Here is a 20,918-nt window from a genome sequence, read left to right as displayed (position 1 = left end):
GAAGACTGACCATTCATCTTTCAAACGTAATTTCTTTACGTATCGGTCCCAACTTTTTGAGGCTCGATGCCGACACAACTTTGCGAAGTAATCGTGGACCTTTCACCCCTTGAATACCGTTGCCAAAGTTGACGTAGGGCTGTTCCGGGGATGCCCAGAATTGCGTCAACCCTCAGTTCAGCGTCACCAGCTTCCCTGGGTTCATGATGTTGTCGGGATCGATGGCCTTCTTGAGTGTGCCCATCAGCGCGTAAGCGGCGCCGTGTTCCTGTGGGAGGTACTTGCGTTTGCCAAGGCCCACGCCGTGCTCGCCGCTGACCGTGCCGCCGAACTTGAGGGACAACTCGTTGACCTCTGCTGCCAGAGCTTTGGCACGCTCGGCTTCTGACGGGTCCGCCGGATCGATCAGGATAAGCAGATGGAAATTGCCGTCACCCACATGGCCAACCAATGGCGCTATGAGGCCGGAGGCGGCGATCAAACCCTTGGTTTCCGCAATGCAGTCCGCCAAGGCCGAGATCGGCACGCAGCAATCGGTGACCACGCCTTCGCACCCTTTCCGCAGTGCCTTGCCCGCATAGTACGCGTTGTGGCGCGCTTGCCAGAGCCGGTTGCGATCTTCTGTCCGAGTGGCCCACTGGAAGTCTGAACCACCATGCTCGCGCGCAATCTCGCCAAAGCTTTCGACCTGCTCTTCCACGCCCGCCTCAGTGCCGTGGAATTCGAGGAAAAGATGCGGTGCCTCGGGCAGTTGCAGGTCAGGGTTGTAGATGTTCATGCCGCGCATCTGCACCTCGTCCAAGAGCTCAATCCGCGCCATCGGCAGACCCATCTGGATGGCGAGGATCACCGTATCGACGGCGGAGGCGATATCCGGGAAGGCGCAAGTGGCAGCGGCGATTTTCTCGGGCTGGCCGTAAAGCTTGACCGTGAGCTTCGTGATGATCCCCAGCGTGCCTTCGGAGCCGACGAAGAGATGGGTCAGGTCATAGCCGGTGGAGGACTTCCGCGCGCGGCTGCCGGTGTGGATGATCTGGCCATCGGGCAGCACCACCTCCAGCGCCAGAACGTTGTCCGCCATCGTCCCGTATCGCACCGTGTTGGTGCCCGAGGCGCGCGTCGCCGCCATGCCGCCCAGCGTGGCGTCGGCCCCCGGGTCGACGGTGAACATCAGACCAGTGGCGCGCAAGGCGTCATTCAGCTGAGTCCGCGTCACACCCGGTTCGACCACCGCATCAAGGTCGCTCTCGTGGATCTCGAGCACGGTGTTCATGCGGGATGTGTCGATGGTGATGCCGCCATGCAGCGGAACCACATGGCCTTCGAGCGAGGACCCGATACCGTAGGGGATGACCGGGCATTTGTGCTGTGCGCAGGTGCGCAGGATGGCGGACACTTCTTCGGTCGTTTCCGGGAATGCCACCGCATCCGGGCGTGCAGGTGTCGTATAGGCCTCGTCATGGCTGTGCTGGTCAAGCACGCTGTCGCCCGTTGACAATCGGTCACCGAGCAACTCGCGCAAGGCGGCGATGGTGGCGTCGATCTGGGGTGTGCTCATGGGGATCCTCCGCGCGTGCTGTTCTTGGTCTAGCGCCAAGTCCGCGCGCGGGGAAGACCGGTCAGGCGGCGATGGGTGTGATCAGCTCCGGGCCAGAAGCGCGGTTGGAGTTGACCCTCGGGTCGACCCGATGAAACACCAACGCGTCTTCGGGCGCGGCGGTCATCAGTTTCGCGGCTCCGTGCCCCTCTTCACCCAGCCAGAGCGCCCAGTCTTTCTCAGCCAGTGTCACCGGTTGGCGGTGATGGATGGTCGACATGGCCTCATTGGCCGCGCAGGTGACAATCACACAGGTCCGATGCGCGACGCCATCACGTTCCCAGTCTTGCCAAACCGCGGCGAAGGCAAAGGTGTCTTCCTTGGCCGGATGGATGTACCACGGGAGGCGATTGCCCTCGGCATCCTTGGTCCATTCGTAGAACCCCGTCGCAGGGATTAGGCAGCGTCGCTCCCGACAGGCCGCCTTGAAGGCAGGCTTCTCCGCAATCGTTTCAGCGCGCGCATTGATCAAGAGTGGCCCGCCATTCTCTGCCTTATACCAATGCGGCAGGAAGCCCCATCGCATGGCAACGAGCCGACGTTGCCCGTCCAGCACGTGCACCGCGTGAACCTGGTTTGTCGGGCAGATGTTGAAGTTCGGAACCGCAGGCAGATCGTTCGACGGCACCGCCGCAAAAAGCTGCGCCATCGCGTCCGGTGGAAGGGTCAGGGCAAATCGTCCGCACATGGCGTCAGAGTAACGGGCCTGTACGCGCCCGCAAGCGTCTTGCCTTTCAGGGACCGGGACCGCAGGTTGATGGCATGAGCGCTTTGATTTGTCTTGCCTATTTCACTGGCGCCGGACACACGGCACGTCTTGCTGCGGCGATTGCCGAAGGCATTACCGACGGTCAGGCGCGGTTGATCGACATTCGAACGATGTCGGACACCGATTGGGCTTCGCTGGACGCTGCCGAGGCGATCCTCTTTGGCGCGCCAACCTATAAGGGGTCCACGGCGGCGCAATCCGATCTGTTTCTGGAAGACGCCGCGGAGCGCTGGGTGACGCAGGACTGGCAGAACAATCTCGCTGGCGGGTTTACGATTGGGGCCTACGGCTTGGGTGACAAGTTGTCTGCGCTCACGCGTGTGGCGATTTATGCGGCGCAGATGGGAATGATCTGGGTGGGTCAAAGCGAGATCGGGGCCCAGGTGGACGAGAGCAAGCCGGGTATCAATCGGGATGGAGGATGGCTGGGGCTGATGGCGACCTCGTCGCGTGAAAAATCTCTCTTGATCGATCCGCCCGACGTGGAAACCGCGCGCCGGTTTGGCGCGCGGGTCGAAGAAGTGGCTTTGCGGTGGGCAAAGGGAAGGTAGGCCGGACCGTCGCCCGGCCTTGACCACGGATTATTGGTTCACCGTTATCCGGCCATCGGTATAAGGCTGGTACGGCGCGTTTGCCGCAAGGTATTCCGCCGTCACGTCCGCCAGATCGGGGCCGAAGTCGTAGGCGTTCATCGCATCACGGAACATCGAATAACCATCGCCGCCATTGCGCACGAAGTTGTTCGATACGAGGCTGTAGGTCCGCTCCAAATCAAGCGGTTCGCCCCCCACCATGACATCAGAGATGCGACTGCCGGGTTCTGCGCTCAGATCCGCATTAAAGCTCATGCCCGCAACCTGTGGAAAGCGGCCTGCGCCATCTTCGACCTGGCTCACACCGTTCTCAAGTGCGGCGAGGATCGTCTCACCGGTGACCTGGAAGGTCGACAGCGTGTTCTGGAAGGGCAGAACAGTCAGCACTTCACCCATCGAGATTTCGCCCGCATCAATGGACGCGCGCAGACCGCCCCCATTCTGGATCGCAATCTCCACGCCCTGATCGGCGACACGGTCCAGCATGGCATCGGCCACCAGATTGCCCATCGGGCATTCGACGGCACGGCAGACAGACCGGTCGCCTTCGATCATCTCGGCGGCCTCGGCGACGATGCGGTTTTTCATTTCCTCGATCGGCGCACCAAGCTCGGCCACGCGCGCAACGATGGCCTCATCCTCGGCCACGGAGGCATCGAGCAGGATCGTGTCGCCCTCGGCGTAGGTCACGTTGCCAGCGTCGTCGAAGGTCAGTTCGAGATGTCCCACATATTTCGAAAACGCGCCTGCCTGCACCACCGGCACAAGCGCATCGCCCTGACTGACCATCGTCGGGTACGGCCCGGCCCGGTCCGGGTCGGATGACGACAGGTACGTATGGCTGTGCCCGCCGATCACCGCGTCGATGCCCTCGACCTCTGCCGCGATGCGCTGGTCCAGATTGTAGCCCACATGGGTCACGGCGATGATCTTGTCGACGCCGTCTGCCTGCAGCGCGGCCACGTCCTCGCGCAGCGCCTCGATCTCGTCGTTGAAGACAATCGCCTCGGATGGCGACGACAGCTCGCGCGTGTCAGTCGCCAAGGCCGAGACGATGCCAATGCGTTCGCCGCCGCGTTCAAGGATGAGCGTATCGCCGACCTTGCTCGCCAGCTCGTTCGAGCCGCTTACGTTCAGGTTTCCGGACACAACCGGGTGGTTCACCGTGTCGATAAATGCCGCCAAGGCACCGTCGCCAAGGTTGAATTCGTGGTTGCCCACAGCCATCAGGTCGAAGCCGATCTCGTTCATCATCTCGGCCGCCACGGCGCCCGAATAGGTCATGAAGAACAGCGATCCCTGGAACTGGTCGCCTGCGTCGATGACGAGGTAGTTCTCGCCGTCGAGTTCAGAGCGCAGCTGGTCGATCATCGTCTTCACGCGCGCGACGCCGCCGAAGCATTTGCCTTCAGCGTTGTCTTCGCTCGAACAGGTTGAGTTGAAACGGCTGATCGGTTCGATACGGCTGTGCAGGTCGTTGATATGAACGATGTGCAGCGAAAATTCGGCCTGCGCCACCGTAGCTGTCAGCGCGAGAGCCGCAGCGCTGGTAAGAAGTCGGTAAGACATGGGAGTCCTCTCTGTCGAATATTGTTATGGGCCAATCGTGCAATGCGGCGCGAAGGGAGTCAAAAGAGATTGCAGTCTGACGCCCCGCGACTTGACGTCAGCTGAAGAGAACGGCACACGCGCAGGCATGATCTACAAAATTCTTCGCGCCGATGAGTGGGCTGCCCTGCAAGCGGCGGGCGAGACGCCCGGTGCGCCGGTTGACGTCGCTGACGGCTATGTCCACTTCTCCACCGCCGCGCAGGTTCGCGAAACCGCAGCCAAGCATTTTACCGGAACCAACGGTCTGATGGTGCTGGCTTATGACGAAGAAACGATGACCGGAGACCTTCGGTGGGAACCGTCGCGGGGCGGCGCGTTGTTCCCCCATCTGTACGGTCCGTTGAGGCTGTCCGAGATGGTTTGGGCGAAACCTTTGCCGCTGTCGGGTGGGCAACATGTGTTCCCGGAAGACGTTGTATGACGCATGTCGATCCAACACGCACCCAGTCCGAGGCGTTCAAGAACCTGTCGGGCGCTCACGCCCCCGCGTTTCTGGCGATAGGAACCGACCCAGTCTTTCGCAAAGCCGCCGTGGGACTTTCTTGCCTGCCACGCAGTGAGAGACAGGAGCGCGGGGGCATTTCCGAATGACCGCGCTCGAAACGCTCGGGTTGCGCCTGTTGCACAGGTTTGATCCGGAAACGGCACATGGGCTGGCGCTGAGAGCTCTTCAATTCGGTCTGGCACCGACAACCGGGACCGTCACCAGTCCGCGCTTGCACACGACGCTTGCTGGATTGTCCCTGCCCAATCCCATCGGTCTAGCGGCCGGGTTCGACAAAAACGCCGAGGCGCTGCGCCCGCTGTCACGCGCCGGGTTTGGCTTTATCGAGGTCGGCGCTGCAACACCGCGCCCGCAGCCAGGCAACCCGAAACCGCGTCTCTTTCGGTTGGCCGAGGACAATGCGGTCATCAACCGCTTTGGTTTCAACAACGACGGTATGCACGCGATTGCGCAGCGACTGCAAAACCGTCCGCGCGACGCCGTAATTGGTCTGAACCTCGGCGCGAACAAAGACAGCGAAAACCGGGCTCAGGATTTCGCAACGGTGCTTGAGACCTGCGATGCATACATCGATTTCGCCACGGTCAACGTCAGTTCGCCCAACACCGAAAAGCTGCGGGACCTGCAGGGCAAAGACGCCCTGGCGGCATTGCTGGCGGGCGTCATGAATAGTCGGGCGGGCCTAGCGCGGCCGATCCCGATATTTCTCAAGATCGCGCCTGACTTGTCGGACGCCGAGATTGCAGATGTGGCAGATGTTGCTGTGTCGTCCGGGATCGACGGGCTGATCGCCACGAATACCACGCTCGACCGGGACGGTCTGACATCACGCTTTGCAAGCGAAACCGGCGGTCTCTCCGGAAGACCTTTGTTCGAGAAATCGACGCGCGTCCTGCGGGAGCTCTACCAACACACAGAGGGAAAGCTACCGATCATCGGCGTCGGCGGCGTGGCCTCTGCAGAAGACGCTTACGAAAAGATCCGCTCTGGCGCGTCGGCTGTGCAGCTTTACTCGGCGCTGGTCTATCGCGGTCTGGGTTTGATCCCCGAGATTGCGCGTGGCCTCGACGCGCTACTGGCGAGAGACGGCTTCGGAACCGTTGCGGATGCGGTTGGATCCGGCGTTCGGTGACTTCTCACTCGCTCTGTCAGGCCAGTGACGGCATCCGTGTGGCGGCGATGAAGTTTCGGATTTTCTCTGCATCCTTTTGGCCCGGCGCGGCCTCCACGCCAGACGACACATCGACCTGCCGCGCGCCCGTCAGTGCAAGAGCTTCGGCCACGTTTTCTGGCGTCAAACCACCGGCCAGCATCCACGGCTTTGACCACCGCCGCGCCGATATAAGCCGCCAGTCAAAGGCAACACCGTTTCCACCGGGAAGGTTTGCATTTTTCGGCGGCTTGGCATCGACAAGGATCTGATCGGCCACCTCGGAATAGACATCCAGCGCCGCCACATCCTCCGCCTCGGCAACACCCACCGCCTTCATCACCGGCAAGCCGAACCGCGATCGCACATCAGAGACGCGTTCCGGGCTTTCGCTCCCATGCAGTTGAAGCATGTCGATCGGAACCGTGTCGGTGATCTGTGACAACAGCCCGTCATCGGCGTCCACGACAAGCGCGACCTTGGCGATTCCGGCCGGAACTTCGATGGCAAGCGCATGAGCCATTTCGACGGTCAGGTTGCGCGGGCTTTTCGGAAAAAAAACGAACCCCACATAGGCCGCCCCGGCGTCTGCCGCAGCAAGCACGTCTTCGGAACGGGTCAGCCCGCATATCTTGGTTCGAATTCCCGGCGTCATGGGACGGGTCTAGCTGGCCTCGTCAAGCAGCGCCAGCACTTCGTCCTTGTCCTTGTCGCGCTCGGCCTTGGTACGGCGCAATTCGCGTTCGAGCTTCTTGACCTCGGCCCCGCGCTGAGCGGCAGCGGCGCGATGCTTGTGCTCACGTAGCCATTCCCAGACAAAACCGATCAGCAGACCCGCGATGATTCCGCCAAAGATCACGATGAAAAGCGGCAGTTCGATCGATCGGTTCATTCCGGCCATCTCGGACAAACCCGAGGGCAGCAGCTGCAACGTCACCATCCCGCGATTGGCCAAGGCCACCGACAACAAAGCGATGGCGAGCACCGCAAGAAACGCATAGCGAATGTATCGCATCAGACCCTTACTTTCCGTTCAACCTGTCTCGAAGCAACTTGCCGGTTTTGAAAAACGGCACGTGCTTTTCTTCCACTTCAACAGCCTCACCCGTTCGAGGGTTCCGGCCAATGCGCGCATCCCGTTTCTTCACGGAAAACGCCCCGAAGCCGCGCAGCTCAACCCGGTCGCCGCGCGCCATCGCATTGATGATTTCTTCGAAAATGGTGTTCACGATGCGCTCAACATCGCGCTGGTACAAATGCGGGTTGTCATCAGCGATCTTTTGAATCAATTCCGACCGTATCATTATTTCGCATCCCCTTGTGGAACACATATCCCCGTCGTGTTCGTGAAGCCGAGTATACGCAGACGACACTGATACGAAAACCGTCCGCATCGCCTGAAATCGAGAAAGTTCAGGCAAATGAAGCGCTTCTGGCCACTGCGCTGCCCATTTCTTGGCTCAAATCCGCTCAGGCGCCGTGTCTGAAGGTATGTATCTTACATTACGATTCGGAGAATTCTGCGTAACCACGAGAGCAAGACCCGAGGCCGAAGGAGCAATGGCGTTCCGCACTTTTGGCGCCGGACAACGACGTCCCCGCGATGGACAGCTTTGCGCATTCGTCGCTTCCACGCATTCCAGAATTTATTTCCAAAGCGCGCATGCTTCCATCTGGACAAGTGGCCACAACACGCACAACTCTCTGGGGCAAAAGCGACAGACATGTCCGGATGAATTGAAACCAAATCGACGTGTCCGGCGTTTACGTCAAATATTTTTCTGTACGGAAAGCCCATCCAACATGACGAAAGCCACTTTTGCCGTGATCGGCCTCAGCACCTTCGGGAGTGTCGTGGCCAAGGAACTCGAACGCTTCGGCAACCACGTGATCGGTGTGGATATCGACGAGGCCAAGGTCGGCGCACATTCCGAGCACCTCAGCCAGGCGCTGATCTTCGACGCGCGTGATGACGGCGCCATGCGTGAAGCCGGGATCGACCAGTGCGAAGTCGGCCTCGTTGCCATCGGTTCGAATATCGAGACCAGCATCCTCGCGGCCATCAACCTCAAGACGGTGGGCGTGAAAAAGGTCTGGGCCAAGGCGGGATCAAAGAACCATCACCGCATCCTCAGCAAGCTTGGCGTCGACCGGGTGATCCGCGCCGAGAAAGAGGTGGGTCAGCACGTTGCCCAGATGCTGAACAACCCGCTGATCCGCGATTACGTCAGTCTCGGAAATGGCCTCCACATCGTGAACTTCACCGTTCCGGAGAGCCTCGAAGGTAAAGAGTTGTCAGACCTGTCCTATGCCGAAGACTACGATCTGCGCTGCCTCGGTGTCATGCGCGGCACCGAATTCATCGGGCGTGACGGGGAAGCCTGCACATTACAGAAAGACGACCTGATCCTGATGCTCGGCCGCCGCTCCGAATTGCGCGATTTCGCCGGAAGTCTGTGATGTTGAAGTCAATCAGCGACTTCCAGCTTTCTCTGTCGCGACGCCGGTTCAGCCCGCCAGCTGTCCTCGCCACGGTATACGCTGTGTTCATTCTGCTGGGTGCTATCGTCCTGCGCCTGCCCTTCAGCAATACCGGCGACGTCACCTTTGAAGATGCGCTGTTCACGGCCGCCTCTGCGGTGACGGTGACGGGCTTGATCGTGGTCGATACAGGGTCGGACTACACGTTGATCGGTCAGATCGTTATCGCCCTCCTGATCCAGATCGGGGGACTTGGGCTGATGACCTTCGCCGCCCTGCTATTGTCCATGCTGGGCATGCAGTTCGGCCTGCCGCAAAGGCTCGTCCTGCGCGATGAATTGGGACAGACAAGCCTGCGCGACCTCGGACAGCTCGTCCGCCTTGTCATCATCGTCGCCCTGATCTGCGAGGCCATCGGGACAGCGTTCCTCATGACGGTCTTCGTACCCGAGTTCGGCTGGACACATGGGTTCTGGCAAGCGCTCTTTCATGCGATCTCGGCCTTCAACAATGCGGGCTTCTCTCTCTTCAGCGACAGCCTCGTCGGCTATGTCGGCGATCCGATTGTGAACATCACCATCACCGTGCTTTTCATGATTGGCGGGCTTGGGTTCGTCGTCCTTGCCGATCTCTACCAGAAACGCCGCTGGCAAACGCTGTCGCTGCACAGCAAACTGATGCTCTCGGGCAGCCTCGTGCTCATTGTGTGGGGCTGGGTGATGGTCGCCGCTTTGGAATGGAACAACCCCGGCACGCTGGGGGCGCTAGACAGCACCGGAGACCGCTTGCTGGCCAGCTGGTTCCAGGCCGTCACACCGCGCACCGCCGGCTTCAACACGCTCGACTACGCCCAGATGGAGACGAGCACGACATTGATGACTATCACGATGATGCTTGTCGGTGGCGGCCCCTCTTCCACTGCGGGTGGGATCAAGGTCACAACGCTGATCGTGCTCTGCCTCGCAACGCTCGCCTTCTTCCGCCGCGAGGACCGCCTGACGATCTTCGGGCGCAGCCTTGGCATCGAAGAGATCATCAAGGTTCTGGCACTGACGTCGCTTAGCCTGTTCCTCGTCCTCATGGGCCTTTTCATCGCATCGCTCACCTACACGGGCGACTTCCTCGATCTCTTGTTCGAGGTGACATCGGCCTTCGGCACCGTCGGACTGTCCCGGGGTGCCACCGGAGAGCTCGACAGCGTGGGACGCGCGATCATCATGGTGATCATGTTCGTCGGGCGGCTTGGGCCACTGACGCTGGGATTTTTCCTCGCGCAGAAATCAAAGGCGCGGGTGAAGTACCCCGATGGCAAGGTCTTCCTCGGCTAATTCAGGTCTTGGCGGTCAGTAGACGTGCAGCCCGTCGAAATCCGCCTTTCCGATCTGCATCCCACCGTGCCGCAGTCCGGCATAGGCAAGGCTCAGATGGAAGATCATGTTGGGCAGGGCGAAGAGCATGACATAGCTGGCCGGATCCTGTGTTAGCTTCGCCTCACCCGCCACATGGGTCACCTCGTGCCGCAGGTCTGACGCGCGGATCGGCGCGATCAGGTCTGCGACCACTCGCTGGAAAACGCGCAGAGTCGCACAGGTAAAGGTGTCCGGGATCTCTGGCACGTCCATGCGGGCAGGTGGACAGAGGGCGCGCGCGGCGAACTGGATCGCGATGGCGAAATTGAACCCCGTGTCGAACATGTCTGGCGCGAGCTTGATCGCCAGCAGATCGTCACCGTCCTCGCGCAAGGCGACTTGGTCGAGGATGTGCTGCACGCGATCGAGATAAGTCCGGACCGATTGCGGCACCGCCTCTGCCAAAGCGTCCGTCATCCGCGCCGCATCATCCGCATTTGCTGTGACCACAAGACCCGCAGGTCATACACCCTTCGATCATCCGCATGTCGTATTGCCCACAGGACGGACAGGCAGGCCCGCGCGGCCCACCCAAGTTGACCACCGCCGCCTGCGGATCGGATTTGAGCCCCATGCCCTCGCCTTCGAGGAACCCGATAGAGATCAAGTGTTGCTCGATCACCCCGCCGATGGCGGCAAGGATCGACGGAATGTACTTGCCCTGCACCCACGCTCCACCACGCGGATCGAATACCGCTTTCAGTTCCTCGACCACGAAGGACACGTCCCCGCCGCGCCGGAACACCGCCGAAATCATACGGGTCAGCGCCACGGTCCAGGCGAAATGCTCCATGTTCTTGGAGTTGATGAAAACCTCGAACGGACGACGATGCCCGCCGACGATGATGTCGTTGATCGTGAGGTAAATCGCGTGCTCGCTGTCCGGCCACTTGAGCTTGTAGGTCTGCCCTTCCAGCGCCTTTGGCCGGTCCAGAGGTTCGGACATGTAGATCACGTCGCCATGCGGCTGGCGCGGCTCATCCTCCGAAGATGTCACCACTTCGGGTGCGTCCGATTTCTTCTCCTCCGCCACGCTCAGCACCGAGCCCGTCACGTCATTCGGGCGGTAGGTTGTACAGCCCTTACAGCCCGTTTCGAACGCCTCCATGTAGACGTCCTTGAACGCTTCGAAGCTGATATCCTCGGGACAGTTGATCGTTTTGGAAATCGACGAATCCACCCATTTCTGCGCCGCCGCCTGCATCTTCACATGCTCCAGCGGCTGCAACGTCTGGGCGTTGACGAAGTAGTCCGGCAACTCACGGTCGCCGAACTTCTCGCGCCACATCTGGACGGCGTAATCCACGACCTCTTCCTCGGTCCGGGTCCCGTCTTTCTGCAGCACCTTGCGGGTGTAGGCGTAGGCAAACACCGGCTCGATCCCGGACGAGACATTGCCCGCATAAAGTGAGATTGTCCCGGTGGGCGCGATGGACGTCAAAAGCGCGTTACGAATGCCGTGTTCGCGGATCGCATCGCGCACATCGGCGTCCATATGCTGCATCGCGCCGCTGGCCAAAAATGCGTCAGCATCAAAGAGAGGGAAGGCGCCCTTCTCTTTTGCCAGGTCGACCGACGCGAGGTATGCGGCGCGCGCGATGGCGTGCAACCAATCCTCCGTCTGACGCGCTGCCTCGTCAGAGCCGTAGCGCAGTCCCAACATCAAAAGTGCATCCGCCAAGCCGGTCACACCCAAGCCAATCCGCCGTTTCGCCTGCGCCTCTGCCGCCTGCGCTGCCAGCGGAAAGTTCGACGCGTCGACCACGTTGTCCATCATGCGCACGGCAGTCGCCACCAACTCCTGCAGCGCATCCTCGTCGAGTGCAGCGGCATCCTCGAACGGATCGGAAACCAACCGCGCGAGGTTGATCGATCCCAGAAGGCACGCACCATAGGGTGGCAATGGCTGTTCGCCGCAGGGATTCGTCGCCGCGATCGTCTCGCAATAGCTCAGGTTGTTGGCCGCGTTGATCCGATCAATGAAGATCACGCCCGGTTCGGCATAATCGTAGGTCGCGCGCATGATTTTGTTCCACAGATCGCGCGCCTGAACGGTGTGGTAGATTTGCCCGTCGAATTGCAGATCCCACGAACCGTCCGTCTTCACAGCCTCCATGAAGTCGTCCGTGACCAGCACCGACAGGTTGAACATGCGCAGACGGGCGGCGTCGGATTTCGCTGTGATGAAATCCTCGATATCCGGGTGATCGCAGCGCATCGTCGCCATCATGGCACCGCGACGCGACCCTGCCGACATGATCGTGCGGCACATGGCATCCCACACATCCATAAAAGACAAGGGTCCAGACGCGTCCGCCGCAACGCCCTTCACATCCGCGCCCTTGGGCCGGATGGTCGAGAAATCGTAGCCGATCCCCCCGCCCTGCTGCATCGTCAGCGCGGCTTCCTTCAGCATCTCGAAAATGCCGCCCATGCTGTCGGGAATCGTGCCCATTACAAAACAGTTGAAAAGCGTCACCGACCGCGCTGTGCCTGCGCCTGCCGTGATCCGGCCCGCGGGCAGGTACTTGAAGTCTTCAAGCGCCGTATAGAACCGATCCGCCCAGACCTCGGGCTCTTTCTCCACCTCGGCCAGAGACCGCGCAATCCGCCGCCACGTGTCTTCCACGGAGACATCCAGCGGTGTGCCATCCGCCTCTTTCAGCCGGTACTTCATGTCCCAGATTTGTTCCGCAATCGGAGCAGTGAAACGTGTCATTGGCAGCGATTCCCTTGGTGTGGCAGACCGACAAGATACCGTGTCCGGGAGAAACAACAATTAGCTTTGTGAGACATCGACACTACCACATTCGGTACGCCTTGGGGAAGACTCTGTGGATAAGCCCGGGAAAAACCAAACCGGACCGTGCCTCCCTTGAACCCGGGTAGAAGCCGTCTAATGTCGTTCCCAAGGGGACACACCATGACAGGCACGATACACCTCATCAAACTCTCTGTCGGCTCGGACAGCGTCGAACAGATCGAGGATTGGCAACGCAACCGCTCAAAGCAGCGGATCGGCGGCCAGTACTACCACCTGACCCGCATGTGGCCCAAGCGCGAGGCAGAACTGCTCAACGGCGGGTCGATCTACTGGGTGGTCAAAGGCTTTCTGCAGGCCCGCCAGCGCGTTCTCAGCCTTGAAGAGGTGATCGGCGACGACGGCATTCGCCGGTGCGCCATTGTCCTCGACCCCGAGCTTATCCGTACGACTGTCGCACCGAAACGTCCGTTTCAGGGATGGCGCTATCTCAAACCTGAAGATGCCCCGGCAGACCTTGGAAAGGCGCGCGCAAACGATGACGCCCTGCCGCCGGACCTGGCCGGAAAGCTGGCGGAAATCGGCGTTCTCTGACCACGTTGCACATCCGACCTGCGCCATCGCACTGGTACTTTCGACCTTGGGTCTTACCTTGAGCTGCAACCAAACCAGATCAGGACCATCACCATGACCGATACCTACACGCCCCCCAAAGTCTGGACCTGGGACAAGGAAAACGGCGGCAAGTTCGCCAGCACCAACCGACCCGTTGCCGGCGCAACCCACGACAAGGACCTTCCGCGCGGCAAGCATCCCTTCCAGCTGTACAGCCTTGCAACCCCGAACGGGCAGAAGGTCACGATCATGTTCGAAGAGCTGCTGGCAGCCGGCCACAGCGACGCCGAATACGACGCGTGGCTCATCAAGATCGGTGACGGCGACCAGTTCGGGTCGGGCTTTGTCGAGATCAACCCAAACTCCAAGATCCCCGCGCTGATGGACTACACCGGCGACACGCCCGTCCGGGTCTTCGAGTCCGCCGCGATCCTCATGCATCTGGCCGAGAAGTTCGACGCGTTCCTCGGGCCGCAGGACAACCGCGCCGAAATGCTCAGCTGGCTTTTCTGGCAGATGGGGAGCGCGCCGTATCTCGGCGGCGGCTTCGGCCATTTCTACGCCTATGCGCCAGAGCCGATGGAGTACCCGATCAACCGCTTCGCGATGGAAACCAAACGGCAGCTCGACGTTCTGGACCGTCAACTCGCCAACAGCGAATTCATCAGCGGCCCTGATTACACGATCGCCGACATGGCGATCTGGCCGTGGTACGGCGGGCTTGTTCTGGGCCGCCTCTACAATGCCGCCGATTTCCTCGACGTCGGAAGCTATACCAACGTTGCGCGCTGGGCCAAGATGATCGACGCGCGCGATGCAGTGAAACGCGGCCGCATGGTAAACCGCGCCTCTGGCGATCCAAGCGAACAGCTGCACGAGCGTCATGACGCATCCGATTTCGAGACGCGCACACAAGACAAGCTCGACGCCGCCGAATAGACCTCTGGAAGGATTCAATCCAATGAGCAAACTTGCCCTCATCACCGGTGCCTCATCCGGTATCGGCGAAGAACTTGCACGCTATCACGCCTCCAAAGGCGGCGACGTCATCCTCGTCGCCCGCCGCGAAGAGGCGTTGAACAAACTGAAATCCGAACTGGAGGACAAGCACGGCATCAGCGCACATGTGATCACCGCTGACCTGGCATCTGACGGCGGACCCGCCAAACTCTATGAGGCGGTCAAATCCGCCGGTCTCACCCCGGATATTCTGATCAATAACGCGGGCTTCGGCGGACACGGCAAGCATATTGAACGCGATCTCGCGAAAGAGCTGTCGATGATCGACCTGAACGTGAAGGCACTGGTTGAGCTAACGCATAGGTTCGGCAGCGATATGGCGGCCAAAGGCGGAGGTAAGATCCTGAATGTCGGATCGACTGCGGGTTTCGCACCCGGGCCCAATCAGGCTGTCTATTTCGCCACCAAAGCCTTCGTCAACTCGTTCAGCCAAGCCGTGGATCACGAAATGCGGGACAAAGGTGTCACCTGCACCGTGCTCGCGCCGGGCTACGTGAAGACCGAATTCGCGGAAGTGGCAGATCTCGAAGGCACCAAGCTCGTCAGCCAAGGCGGCGCGACGGCGAGGTCGGTGGCCAAACACGGCTATGACGCAATGATGCAGGGCACGCTGGTCACGATCAACGAAGCCAAACTGAGCTTCCTGCTCAACTGGGTCATCCCGTTCATGCCGCGTCGTCTGGTGCTGAAGATCTTCGGCGACATGCAGGAAAAGCAGGCCTGAACGACGTTGCCTTTGCGGTCATGGCACTTACCTCGTGACGCATGAGCGACACCCCTGATCCCCGCGCGCGCGCTGTTCCGACAGGACGCGCCAATCGCGCCGCCCGGATGGGTGGCCTGACCGCCGGGCTGATCGGATCGGCCGCTGCCGAAGGCGCGCGGCATCTGTTGCGCGGGCAACGTCCGTCGCCGCGCGACATGTTCCTCACGCCGTCCAACGCCCATCGGTTGACGCAGCAACTGTCACAGATGCGCGGGGCCGCGATGAAAATGGGCCAGCTGCTGTCCCTGGAAGCGGGCGATCTGCTGACGCCGGAATTGGCCGCGGTCTTGCGGCCCCTGCAATCACAGGCGCATTTCATGCCGCCATCGCAGCTCAAAAAGGTTCTGAGCGCGGCGTGGGGCAGCGATTTCACCAAACGGTTCAAGCGGTTCGATGTCCGCCCCATCGCGGCAGCATCCATTGGTCAGGTCCACCGTGCGCAAACCCGCGACGGTCGCGACCTCGCCATCAAGGTGCAGTACCCCGGCATCCGAGACAGCATCGACAGCGATATCCGCAACCTCGCGGGTTTGATGCGCCTGTCCGGGATGGTGCCCAAGGGTCTCGACCTCGCATCGCTGCTCGAAGACGCGCGTCGGCAATTGCACGAAGAGGCCGATTACGTGCAGGAGGCCGCGTATCTTGCGGAATTCGGACAGCTTCTGAGCGATGATCCGACCTGCGTCGTCCCTGGCTGCCAGGCGGATTTCAGCACGGCGGACATCCTCGCAATGGATTTCGTGCCCTCCCAGCCCATCGACACGCTGGACGATGCAGACGCGGCGACGCGGGATGATGTGGCCCGGCGTCTGATCGCGCTCATGATGCGGGAGGTGTTCGAGTTCGGGTTGGTACAATCCGACCCCAACTTCGCCAATTTCCGCTGGCAACCCGAGACCGCGCGTCTGGTCCTGCTCGACTTCGGCGCAACGCGGCGGCTCGACGCTTCGCTGATCGCCAGGTCGCGCGCCATGCTGCAGCCTGCGCTCGAGAACGACCTTGCCGGTCTTGCGGACGCATTGCGCGATCTGGGGCTTTTGACCGATGCCTTGCCGGAAGCCGTTCAAGCCGAAATCCTCGACATGGTCGCCACAGCCAACGGCCCAATGCTGTCACCGGATGGGTTTGACTTCGGCGACACGACACTTGTCGCCGATCTGAGGGACCGCGGTATGGCGCTTGGCCGCGATCGGTCGATCCAGCACATTCCGCCGACCGAGGTGCTTTACCTGCAGCGAAAGGCGGCGGGGTTGTTCCTGCTGGCGACGCGGCTGCGTGCGAAAGTCAATCTGCGCGAGTTGTTCGACATGCACGTCTGACGCGCCGGATCTCGGAACGTCCCTATTTTACACGCCCAACTTGATCCGCAATTCGCTGATCGTGTCGCGGTCCGCACCGGCCATCGGGGCTGATCGGCTCCGGAAGAGCGTCGCCTCACTTCGCAACACCGGGTCTTCCGCGAGGATTTTCAGGTGATTGGCTCGCAGCGTTTCGCCGGTCGACGTGATGTCCGCAATCGCTTCCGCCGTCAGGTTCTTCACCGTCCCCTCGGTCGCACCCTGGCTGTCGACCAACTGATAATCCGCGACCCCGCCCCGCCGCAGATAGTCACGTACAAGCCGGTGGTACTTTGTTGCGATCCGCATCCGGAACCCGTGCCGCTTGCGAAACGCCGCCGCTGCACCGTCGAGGTCATCAAGCGTGTCCACATCGACCCAGCATTGCGGAACCGCAACGATCAGGTCCGCCCGACCAAAGCCCAGCCCCGCAAGCGGTTCGACCTTCTGATCCCACTGAACCAGCTTTTCCTGCACCAGATCGTTGCCCGTCACACCAAGATGAATGCGCCCGGAGGCCAGTTCGCGCGGGATCTCACCCGCCGACAGGAGCACCAGATCGACATTGTCGATCCCTTCCACCGCGCCCGCGTATTCACGGTCAGACCCGGTGCGCGACAGGACGACACCACGCGTCGCGAACCAATCAAAGGTCTTCTCCATCAGCCGTCCCTTCGACGGCACGCCAAGCTTGATGCTCATGTCGCACCTCCCAGCGTCAGAACCAGATCGGGGCGGATCACGCCACCTACGGCCGGGATGGTGCGACCGTTGCCCAGGCGCAGGGTCAGCGCGTCGTAGCGGCCACCGGTTGCGACAGGGGGCAGATCGGCGGCGGGATCGGCATAGAACCCGAACACGAACCCGTCGTAATACTCCATCGAGGTGCGCCCGAAAGACGCCTCGAAAGCCAGTGCACCCACATCGACACCCCGCGCGGCCAGAGCTGTGCAGCGCGCTTCAAACCGGTCGAGCGCATGCGTGATGCTTGGCATATCGACCGCAATATCGCGCAGGTGTTCGAGCGCGTTGGGACATGTCTCTGCCACACCCAGAACTGCCGTGATCAGGGCGACCTCTTCACCGCTCATCGGCGGCTCTGCCGCCTCTTTGCGCAGTGCGTCGATGCGCGTGGCGATTTCCGCCTCGCTGCGCAAACCGATCTGCGCCCCAGCGCGTGCGAAGGGATCTGCAGCGCTCAAAAGCGCTGTGCGGCTGGGTGGCACCGGCGTCATCCCGGCGTAGCGTTTGATAAGCGCCGTGAAGCGCGACGGGCGCCAGATATGGCGGAGGAGCGCAGTGCGGCGATCCTCGGACACGCGCAACCCCGACACCATTGCTATCAACAGACCGATATCCCCGGTCACCGCCCGCAGCCGAAGCGGCGACACCACGTCAGAGATCAGGGCGAACACCTCCGCATCCGCCGCAGCCGGATTTGCGCGGTCAAACACCTCGAACCCGACCTGCATGTATTCCGAAGCGCGATCCGGGTGGTCTTCCTGCCTCCGGAACACCTCGCCCGCGTAGGTGTAGCGCGCAGGCTCCGCGCCTTCGGCCATGTGGCGTTCCACGACCGGCACGGTGAAATCGGGGCGCAGCATCATTTCACCCTGTGACGGGTCGCGGGTCACGTAGGCGCGCGCGCGGATGTCCTCGCCATAGAGGTCGAGAAGTGTCTCGGCGGGTTGCAGAACAGGGCAGTCCACTGGCACTGCGCCCGCAGCCTCGAACCGGGCACAGAGGCGCGCGGCCTCGGCACGTATCTCGGCAATACTGGCCATCAGTACTGGTCCAGGATCTCGCGCACCTTGGCGACCAGATCGGCGCGCGGCACCTCGAACTGTTGCGGACGGTCCTGCCATTCCTCGTGGCTCGCGCTTTGGGCGATCTTCGCGCCGAGGATCAGGTCCTTGATCTGGACAACGCCCTTTTCCTTCTCATCACCGCCCTCGATCACTGCCACGGGTGACTGCCGCTTGTCCGCGTATTTCAGCTGATTGCCGAAATTCTTGGGATTGCCCAGATAGACCTCTGCCCGGATCCCGGCCTGCCGCAACTCGGCCACCATCGCCTGATAATCGCCCATCCGGTCGCGGTCCATGACGGTGACCACCACGGGGCCCTGCGCCTCGCTTCCGATGCGCCCTTTCTCGCGGAGCGCAGCGAGAAGACGGTCCACCCCGATGCTGATACCCGTGGCGGGGACCGATTGACCGGTAAACCGCTTGACCAGATCGTCATAGCGCCCGCCGCCCGCAACCGATCCGAACTGCCGCTTGCGCCCCTTTTCATCAAGGATTTCAAAGGTGAGTTCGGCCTCGAACACCGGGCCGGTGTAGTATCCAAGACCCCGCACAACAGAGGGGTCGATGACGATGCGATCCGGGCCGTAGCCACCAGCGCCCAGCAGATCAGCGATCTGCTCAAGCTCTGCCACGCCGTCCAAACCAATCTCACTGTCACCCACTGCCGCCTTGAGGTTCTCAACCGTCTGCGCTGCAGTGTCTCCCCTGGACGTCAAAAACGCGATAACGGGCTCGGCCTGATCGTCGCTGAGGCCAACCCCATCGATATACGCCCCCGAGGCGTCCAACCGGCCCTTGCCCAATAGCTCGCGCACACCGGCCTCTCCGACCTTGTCGAACTTGTCGATGGTGCGCAAAACCGCATCGCGTTGGCCGTCGTCATTCAGACCCATCGTCTCCAGCACGCCGTTCAACACTTTCCGGTTGTTGACCCGGACGATGTAATCCCCGCGCGGAATGCCAACGACTTCCAAAGTATCCGCCAGCATAGCGCAGATCTCTGCGTCCGCGGCCACGGACGCGGCACCGACCGTGTCCGCATCACATTGATAAAACTGGCGAAACCGCCCCGGCCCGGGCTTTTCGTTGCGCCAGACCGGGCCCATCGCGTAGCGGCGATAGGGCAGCGGCAGGTCATTGCGGTGCTGCGCGTAAACCCGCGCCAGAGGAGCCGTCAGATCATAGCGCAGCGCAAGCCAATCATTGTCTTCTTCCTGCCACGCGAACACGCCGTCATTCGGGCGATCCACGTCTGGAAGAAACTTGCCCAGCGCCTCGACCGTCTCTACGGCAGAGCTTTCCAGCGCGTCGAAGCCATAGCGATGGTAGACCCCGGCGATCTTGTCGAGCATCTCGGCGCGCTCGGTCACTTCCGCGCCAAAATAGTCGCGGAACCCTTTCGGCGTGATTGCCTTGGGGCGCGGGGCTTTTTTCTGCTTGGCCATCGTCATGTCCCGGTTGGGTCTGGGTTTCGCGCCTCCTCTAGCGGCTGACGGGGTAAGGGGCAAGAACGACGCTCTGTCAGCCCCCGCAACAGGCCGATGCTGCGCGGACCTGATCCATCTGCGCCGTGCTCAAGGCTTTGCAGTCCACCGGTGACGGTGTGAGTGCAATCTTCACTGTGTCGCCTTCGAGAACCGGATCGGTGACCGTGTAAACGCTTCGGGTGGCGTTGCCATGACCGAACGCGACGGAGACCTCATAATCGATGGCGTCAGACAGGGTTTCTGCCGCCTTCCCCAGGATTCCGAACAGTGTGGCAACTGGCATATGTGGTCCACCGAACCCGTCGAGGAGGTGCAACGCCACCTCGCCCCACTCTTCAGACACCCCGTTGCAAGCAAGGCCGGTCAGTCGTGCTTGCCGAACTTCGGTCAGATGGTACCCGCCACGGATCGGCCCATCGGGCGTTGAGAACACGACAGGCGCGCCGGCCGGCAGCCTGTCGAGTTGCTTGCGGAAGTGTTCAAAGGTCATGGGCTTTCCTTTCATTTCAATAATTATTGAAGTAAAAACATGGAATGGATTTCATTTCAAGAAAGTTTGAAATATGAACGAAGCGATTGCCCTGGCGAACCTGTCCGCCCTCAGCCACCCGATGCGCCTGCGCGCGGTTCGGGCGTTGGTCGCCCGCGCGCCCAACGGGCTGACGGCCGGGGAAATCGCGACGAGCATCGACGCAAGTCCGTCGAAGACGACCTTCCACCTGAACCTGCTGTCAGAGGCCGGGATCGTTTCCAGCAAGCGGCAGGCACGTCATGTGGTTTATCAGGTCGAGTTCGCGGCGCTCGGCGCGCTTTTGCGCTACCTTCTGGAAGACTGCTGTGGCGGTCACCCGACCGTTCGAGAGTGCTGTGCATCAGCGTCGGGCGACGGACCTGGCCTCGACTGTTAAGGCGCTTTTCACATTGGTTTTCAGGAAGTTAAAAGGTCCGATCCGGACCCAATGTTTCGCGCGCGAAACAAAAGGGTGCCGTTCCTGACCTATTCACCTCT

The 20,918-nt window shown here is 61.2% G+C and carries 22 protein-coding genes; 10 read left to right on the top strand and 12 right to left on the bottom strand.

The window, feature by feature from the left end; all coding sequences use genetic code 11:
* Window positions 1-172: 172 nt before the first annotated feature.
* Window positions 173-1,558, bottom strand: coding sequence for an FAD-binding oxidoreductase (locus BUA42_RS03260; protein WP_072776241.1), 1,386 nt, complete (start codon window positions 1,556-1,558; stop codon window positions 173-175).
* A 61-nt stretch (window positions 1,559-1,619) separates the two neighbouring features.
* On the bottom strand, window positions 1,620-2,285 hold the full coding sequence (locus BUA42_RS03255; RefSeq protein WP_072776240.1) for an SOS response-associated peptidase: 666 nt from the start codon (window positions 2,283-2,285) through the stop codon (window positions 1,620-1,622).
* Window positions 2,286-2,359: 74 nt separating this feature from the next.
* Between BUA42_RS03255 and BUA42_RS03250 the strand changes: the two genes are divergently transcribed.
* Window positions 2,360-2,917, top strand: coding sequence for a flavodoxin family protein (locus BUA42_RS03250; protein ID WP_072776239.1), 558 nt, complete (start codon window positions 2,360-2,362; stop codon window positions 2,915-2,917).
* A gap of 30 nt (window positions 2,918-2,947) precedes the next feature.
* Here the strand turns inward: BUA42_RS03250 and BUA42_RS03245 are convergent, their stop codons facing one another.
* On the bottom strand, window positions 2,948-4,528 hold the full coding sequence (locus tag BUA42_RS03245) for a bifunctional metallophosphatase/5'-nucleotidase (protein WP_072776238.1): 1,581 nt from the start codon (window positions 4,526-4,528) through the stop codon (window positions 2,948-2,950).
* A 127-nt stretch (window positions 4,529-4,655) separates the two neighbouring features.
* On the opposite strand from BUA42_RS03245, the gene BUA42_RS03240 reads away from it, so the two are divergent.
* Both BUA42_RS03240 and BUA42_RS03235 read left to right on the top strand, forming a co-directional pair.
* Entirely contained in the window at window positions 4,656-4,991 is a 336-nt protein-coding gene (locus tag BUA42_RS03240; protein WP_072776237.1) for a DUF952 domain-containing protein, read from the top strand.
* 166 nt (window positions 4,992-5,157) lie between these two features.
* Window positions 5,158-6,207 (top strand): quinone-dependent dihydroorotate dehydrogenase, encoded by a 1,050-nt coding sequence (locus BUA42_RS03235; RefSeq protein WP_072776236.1) that lies wholly within the window; start codon window positions 5,158-5,160, stop codon window positions 6,205-6,207.
* Between the two features lie 16 nt (window positions 6,208-6,223).
* On the opposite strand, the gene BUA42_RS03230 is transcribed toward BUA42_RS03235, so the two are convergent.
* From BUA42_RS03230 to ihfB, 3 genes are read right to left on the bottom strand one after another with little or no spacing between them, the layout of a single operon-like run.
* Window positions 6,224-6,880: a phosphoribosylanthranilate isomerase gene (locus BUA42_RS03230; protein ID WP_072776235.1), complete on the bottom strand. Its 657-nt coding sequence runs from the start codon at window positions 6,878-6,880 to the stop codon at window positions 6,224-6,226.
* 9 nt (window positions 6,881-6,889) lie between these two features.
* Entirely contained in the window at window positions 6,890-7,240 is a 351-nt protein-coding gene (locus tag BUA42_RS03225; protein ID WP_072776234.1) for a lipopolysaccharide assembly protein LapA domain-containing protein, read from the bottom strand.
* 7 nt (window positions 7,241-7,247) lie between these two features.
* Window positions 7,248-7,529, bottom strand: a complete 282-nt coding sequence (gene ihfB, locus BUA42_RS03220; RefSeq protein ID WP_072776233.1) for an integration host factor subunit beta — start codon at window positions 7,527-7,529, stop codon at window positions 7,248-7,250.
* Between the two features lie 499 nt (window positions 7,530-8,028).
* Here ihfB and BUA42_RS03215 point away from each other — a divergent pair, with 499 nt between their 5' ends.
* A complete protein-coding gene (locus BUA42_RS03215; RefSeq protein ID WP_072776232.1) occupies window positions 8,029-8,685 on the top strand; it encodes a potassium channel family protein in 657 nt (218 codons plus the stop codon).
* Window positions 8,685-10,034, top strand: a complete 1,350-nt coding sequence (locus BUA42_RS03210; protein WP_084066094.1) for a TrkH family potassium uptake protein — start codon at window positions 8,685-8,687, stop codon at window positions 10,032-10,034. Before BUA42_RS03215 ends, BUA42_RS03210 begins: the two co-directional genes overlap by 1 nt.
* Window positions 10,035-10,049: 15 nt before the next feature.
* Here the strand turns inward: BUA42_RS03210 and BUA42_RS03205 are convergent, their stop codons facing one another.
* Entirely contained in the window at window positions 10,050-10,565 is a 516-nt protein-coding gene (locus BUA42_RS03205) for a DUF1993 family protein (protein ID WP_072776231.1), read from the bottom strand.
* A complete protein-coding gene (locus BUA42_RS03200) occupies window positions 10,543-12,834 on the bottom strand; it encodes an adenosylcobalamin-dependent ribonucleoside-diphosphate reductase (RefSeq protein WP_072776230.1) in 2,292 nt (763 codons plus the stop codon). The genes BUA42_RS03205 and BUA42_RS03200 overlap by 23 nt, the downstream gene beginning before the upstream one ends.
* Window positions 12,835-13,038: 204 nt before the next feature.
* Here BUA42_RS03200 and BUA42_RS03195 point away from each other — a divergent pair, with 204 nt between their 5' ends.
* The 4 genes from BUA42_RS03195 to BUA42_RS03180 all read left to right on the top strand — a co-directional run bounded on the left by BUA42_RS03195 (window position 13,039) and on the right by BUA42_RS03180 (window position 16,596).
* Entirely contained in the window at window positions 13,039-13,470 is a 432-nt protein-coding gene (locus tag BUA42_RS03195; protein WP_072776229.1) for a DUF1489 family protein, read from the top strand.
* Window positions 13,471-13,563: 93 nt separating this feature from the next.
* Window positions 13,564-14,430 carry a glutathione-dependent disulfide-bond oxidoreductase gene (gene yghU, locus BUA42_RS03190; RefSeq protein ID WP_072776228.1) on the top strand — a complete coding sequence of 289 codons (867 nt, stop codon included), beginning with the start codon at window positions 13,564-13,566 and terminating at the stop codon, window positions 14,428-14,430.
* Window positions 14,431-14,452: 22 nt separating this feature from the next.
* Window positions 14,453-15,235 (top strand): SDR family NAD(P)-dependent oxidoreductase, encoded by a 783-nt coding sequence (locus BUA42_RS03185; RefSeq protein WP_072776227.1) that lies wholly within the window; start codon window positions 14,453-14,455, stop codon window positions 15,233-15,235.
* 41 nt (window positions 15,236-15,276) lie between these two features.
* Window positions 15,277-16,596: an ABC1 kinase family protein gene (locus BUA42_RS03180; protein WP_072776226.1), complete on the top strand. Its 1,320-nt coding sequence runs from the start codon at window positions 15,277-15,279 to the stop codon at window positions 16,594-16,596.
* Window positions 16,597-16,623: 27 nt separating this feature from the next.
* On the opposite strand, the gene hisG is transcribed toward BUA42_RS03180, so the two are convergent.
* The 4 genes from hisG to BUA42_RS03160 form a co-directional block, all read right to left on the bottom strand.
* Window positions 16,624-17,316, bottom strand: coding sequence for an ATP phosphoribosyltransferase (gene hisG / locus BUA42_RS03175; RefSeq protein WP_072776225.1), 693 nt, complete (start codon window positions 17,314-17,316; stop codon window positions 16,624-16,626).
* A complete protein-coding gene (locus BUA42_RS03170) occupies window positions 17,313-18,398 on the bottom strand; it encodes an ATP phosphoribosyltransferase regulatory subunit (RefSeq protein WP_072776224.1) in 1,086 nt (361 codons plus the stop codon). The genes hisG and BUA42_RS03170 overlap by 4 nt, the downstream gene beginning before the upstream one ends.
* Entirely contained in the window at window positions 18,398-19,867 is a 1,470-nt protein-coding gene (gene hisS, locus BUA42_RS03165) for a histidine--tRNA ligase (protein ID WP_072776714.1), read from the bottom strand. Before hisS ends, BUA42_RS03170 begins: the two co-directional genes overlap by 1 nt.
* Window positions 19,868-19,943: 76 nt before the next feature.
* On the bottom strand, window positions 19,944-20,399 hold the full coding sequence (locus tag BUA42_RS03160; protein ID WP_072776223.1) for a DUF6428 family protein: 456 nt from the start codon (window positions 20,397-20,399) through the stop codon (window positions 19,944-19,946).
* Window positions 20,400-20,472: 73 nt separating this feature from the next.
* Between BUA42_RS03160 and BUA42_RS03155 the strand changes: the two genes are divergently transcribed.
* Window positions 20,473-20,817 (top strand): ArsR/SmtB family transcription factor, encoded by a 345-nt coding sequence (locus BUA42_RS03155; protein ID WP_072776222.1) that lies wholly within the window; start codon window positions 20,473-20,475, stop codon window positions 20,815-20,817.
* The last annotated feature ends 101 nt before the right edge of the window (window positions 20,818-20,918 follow it).

Origin of the sequence: Marivita hallyeonensis (genome assembly GCF_900129875.1) — a bacterium.
GTDB classification, from domain to species: Bacteria; Pseudomonadota; Alphaproteobacteria; order Rhodobacterales; family Rhodobacteraceae; genus Marivita; species Marivita hallyeonensis.
Note: the sequence above shows the minus strand (reverse complement) of the source record. Positions and strands in the feature narration are given on the sequence as shown.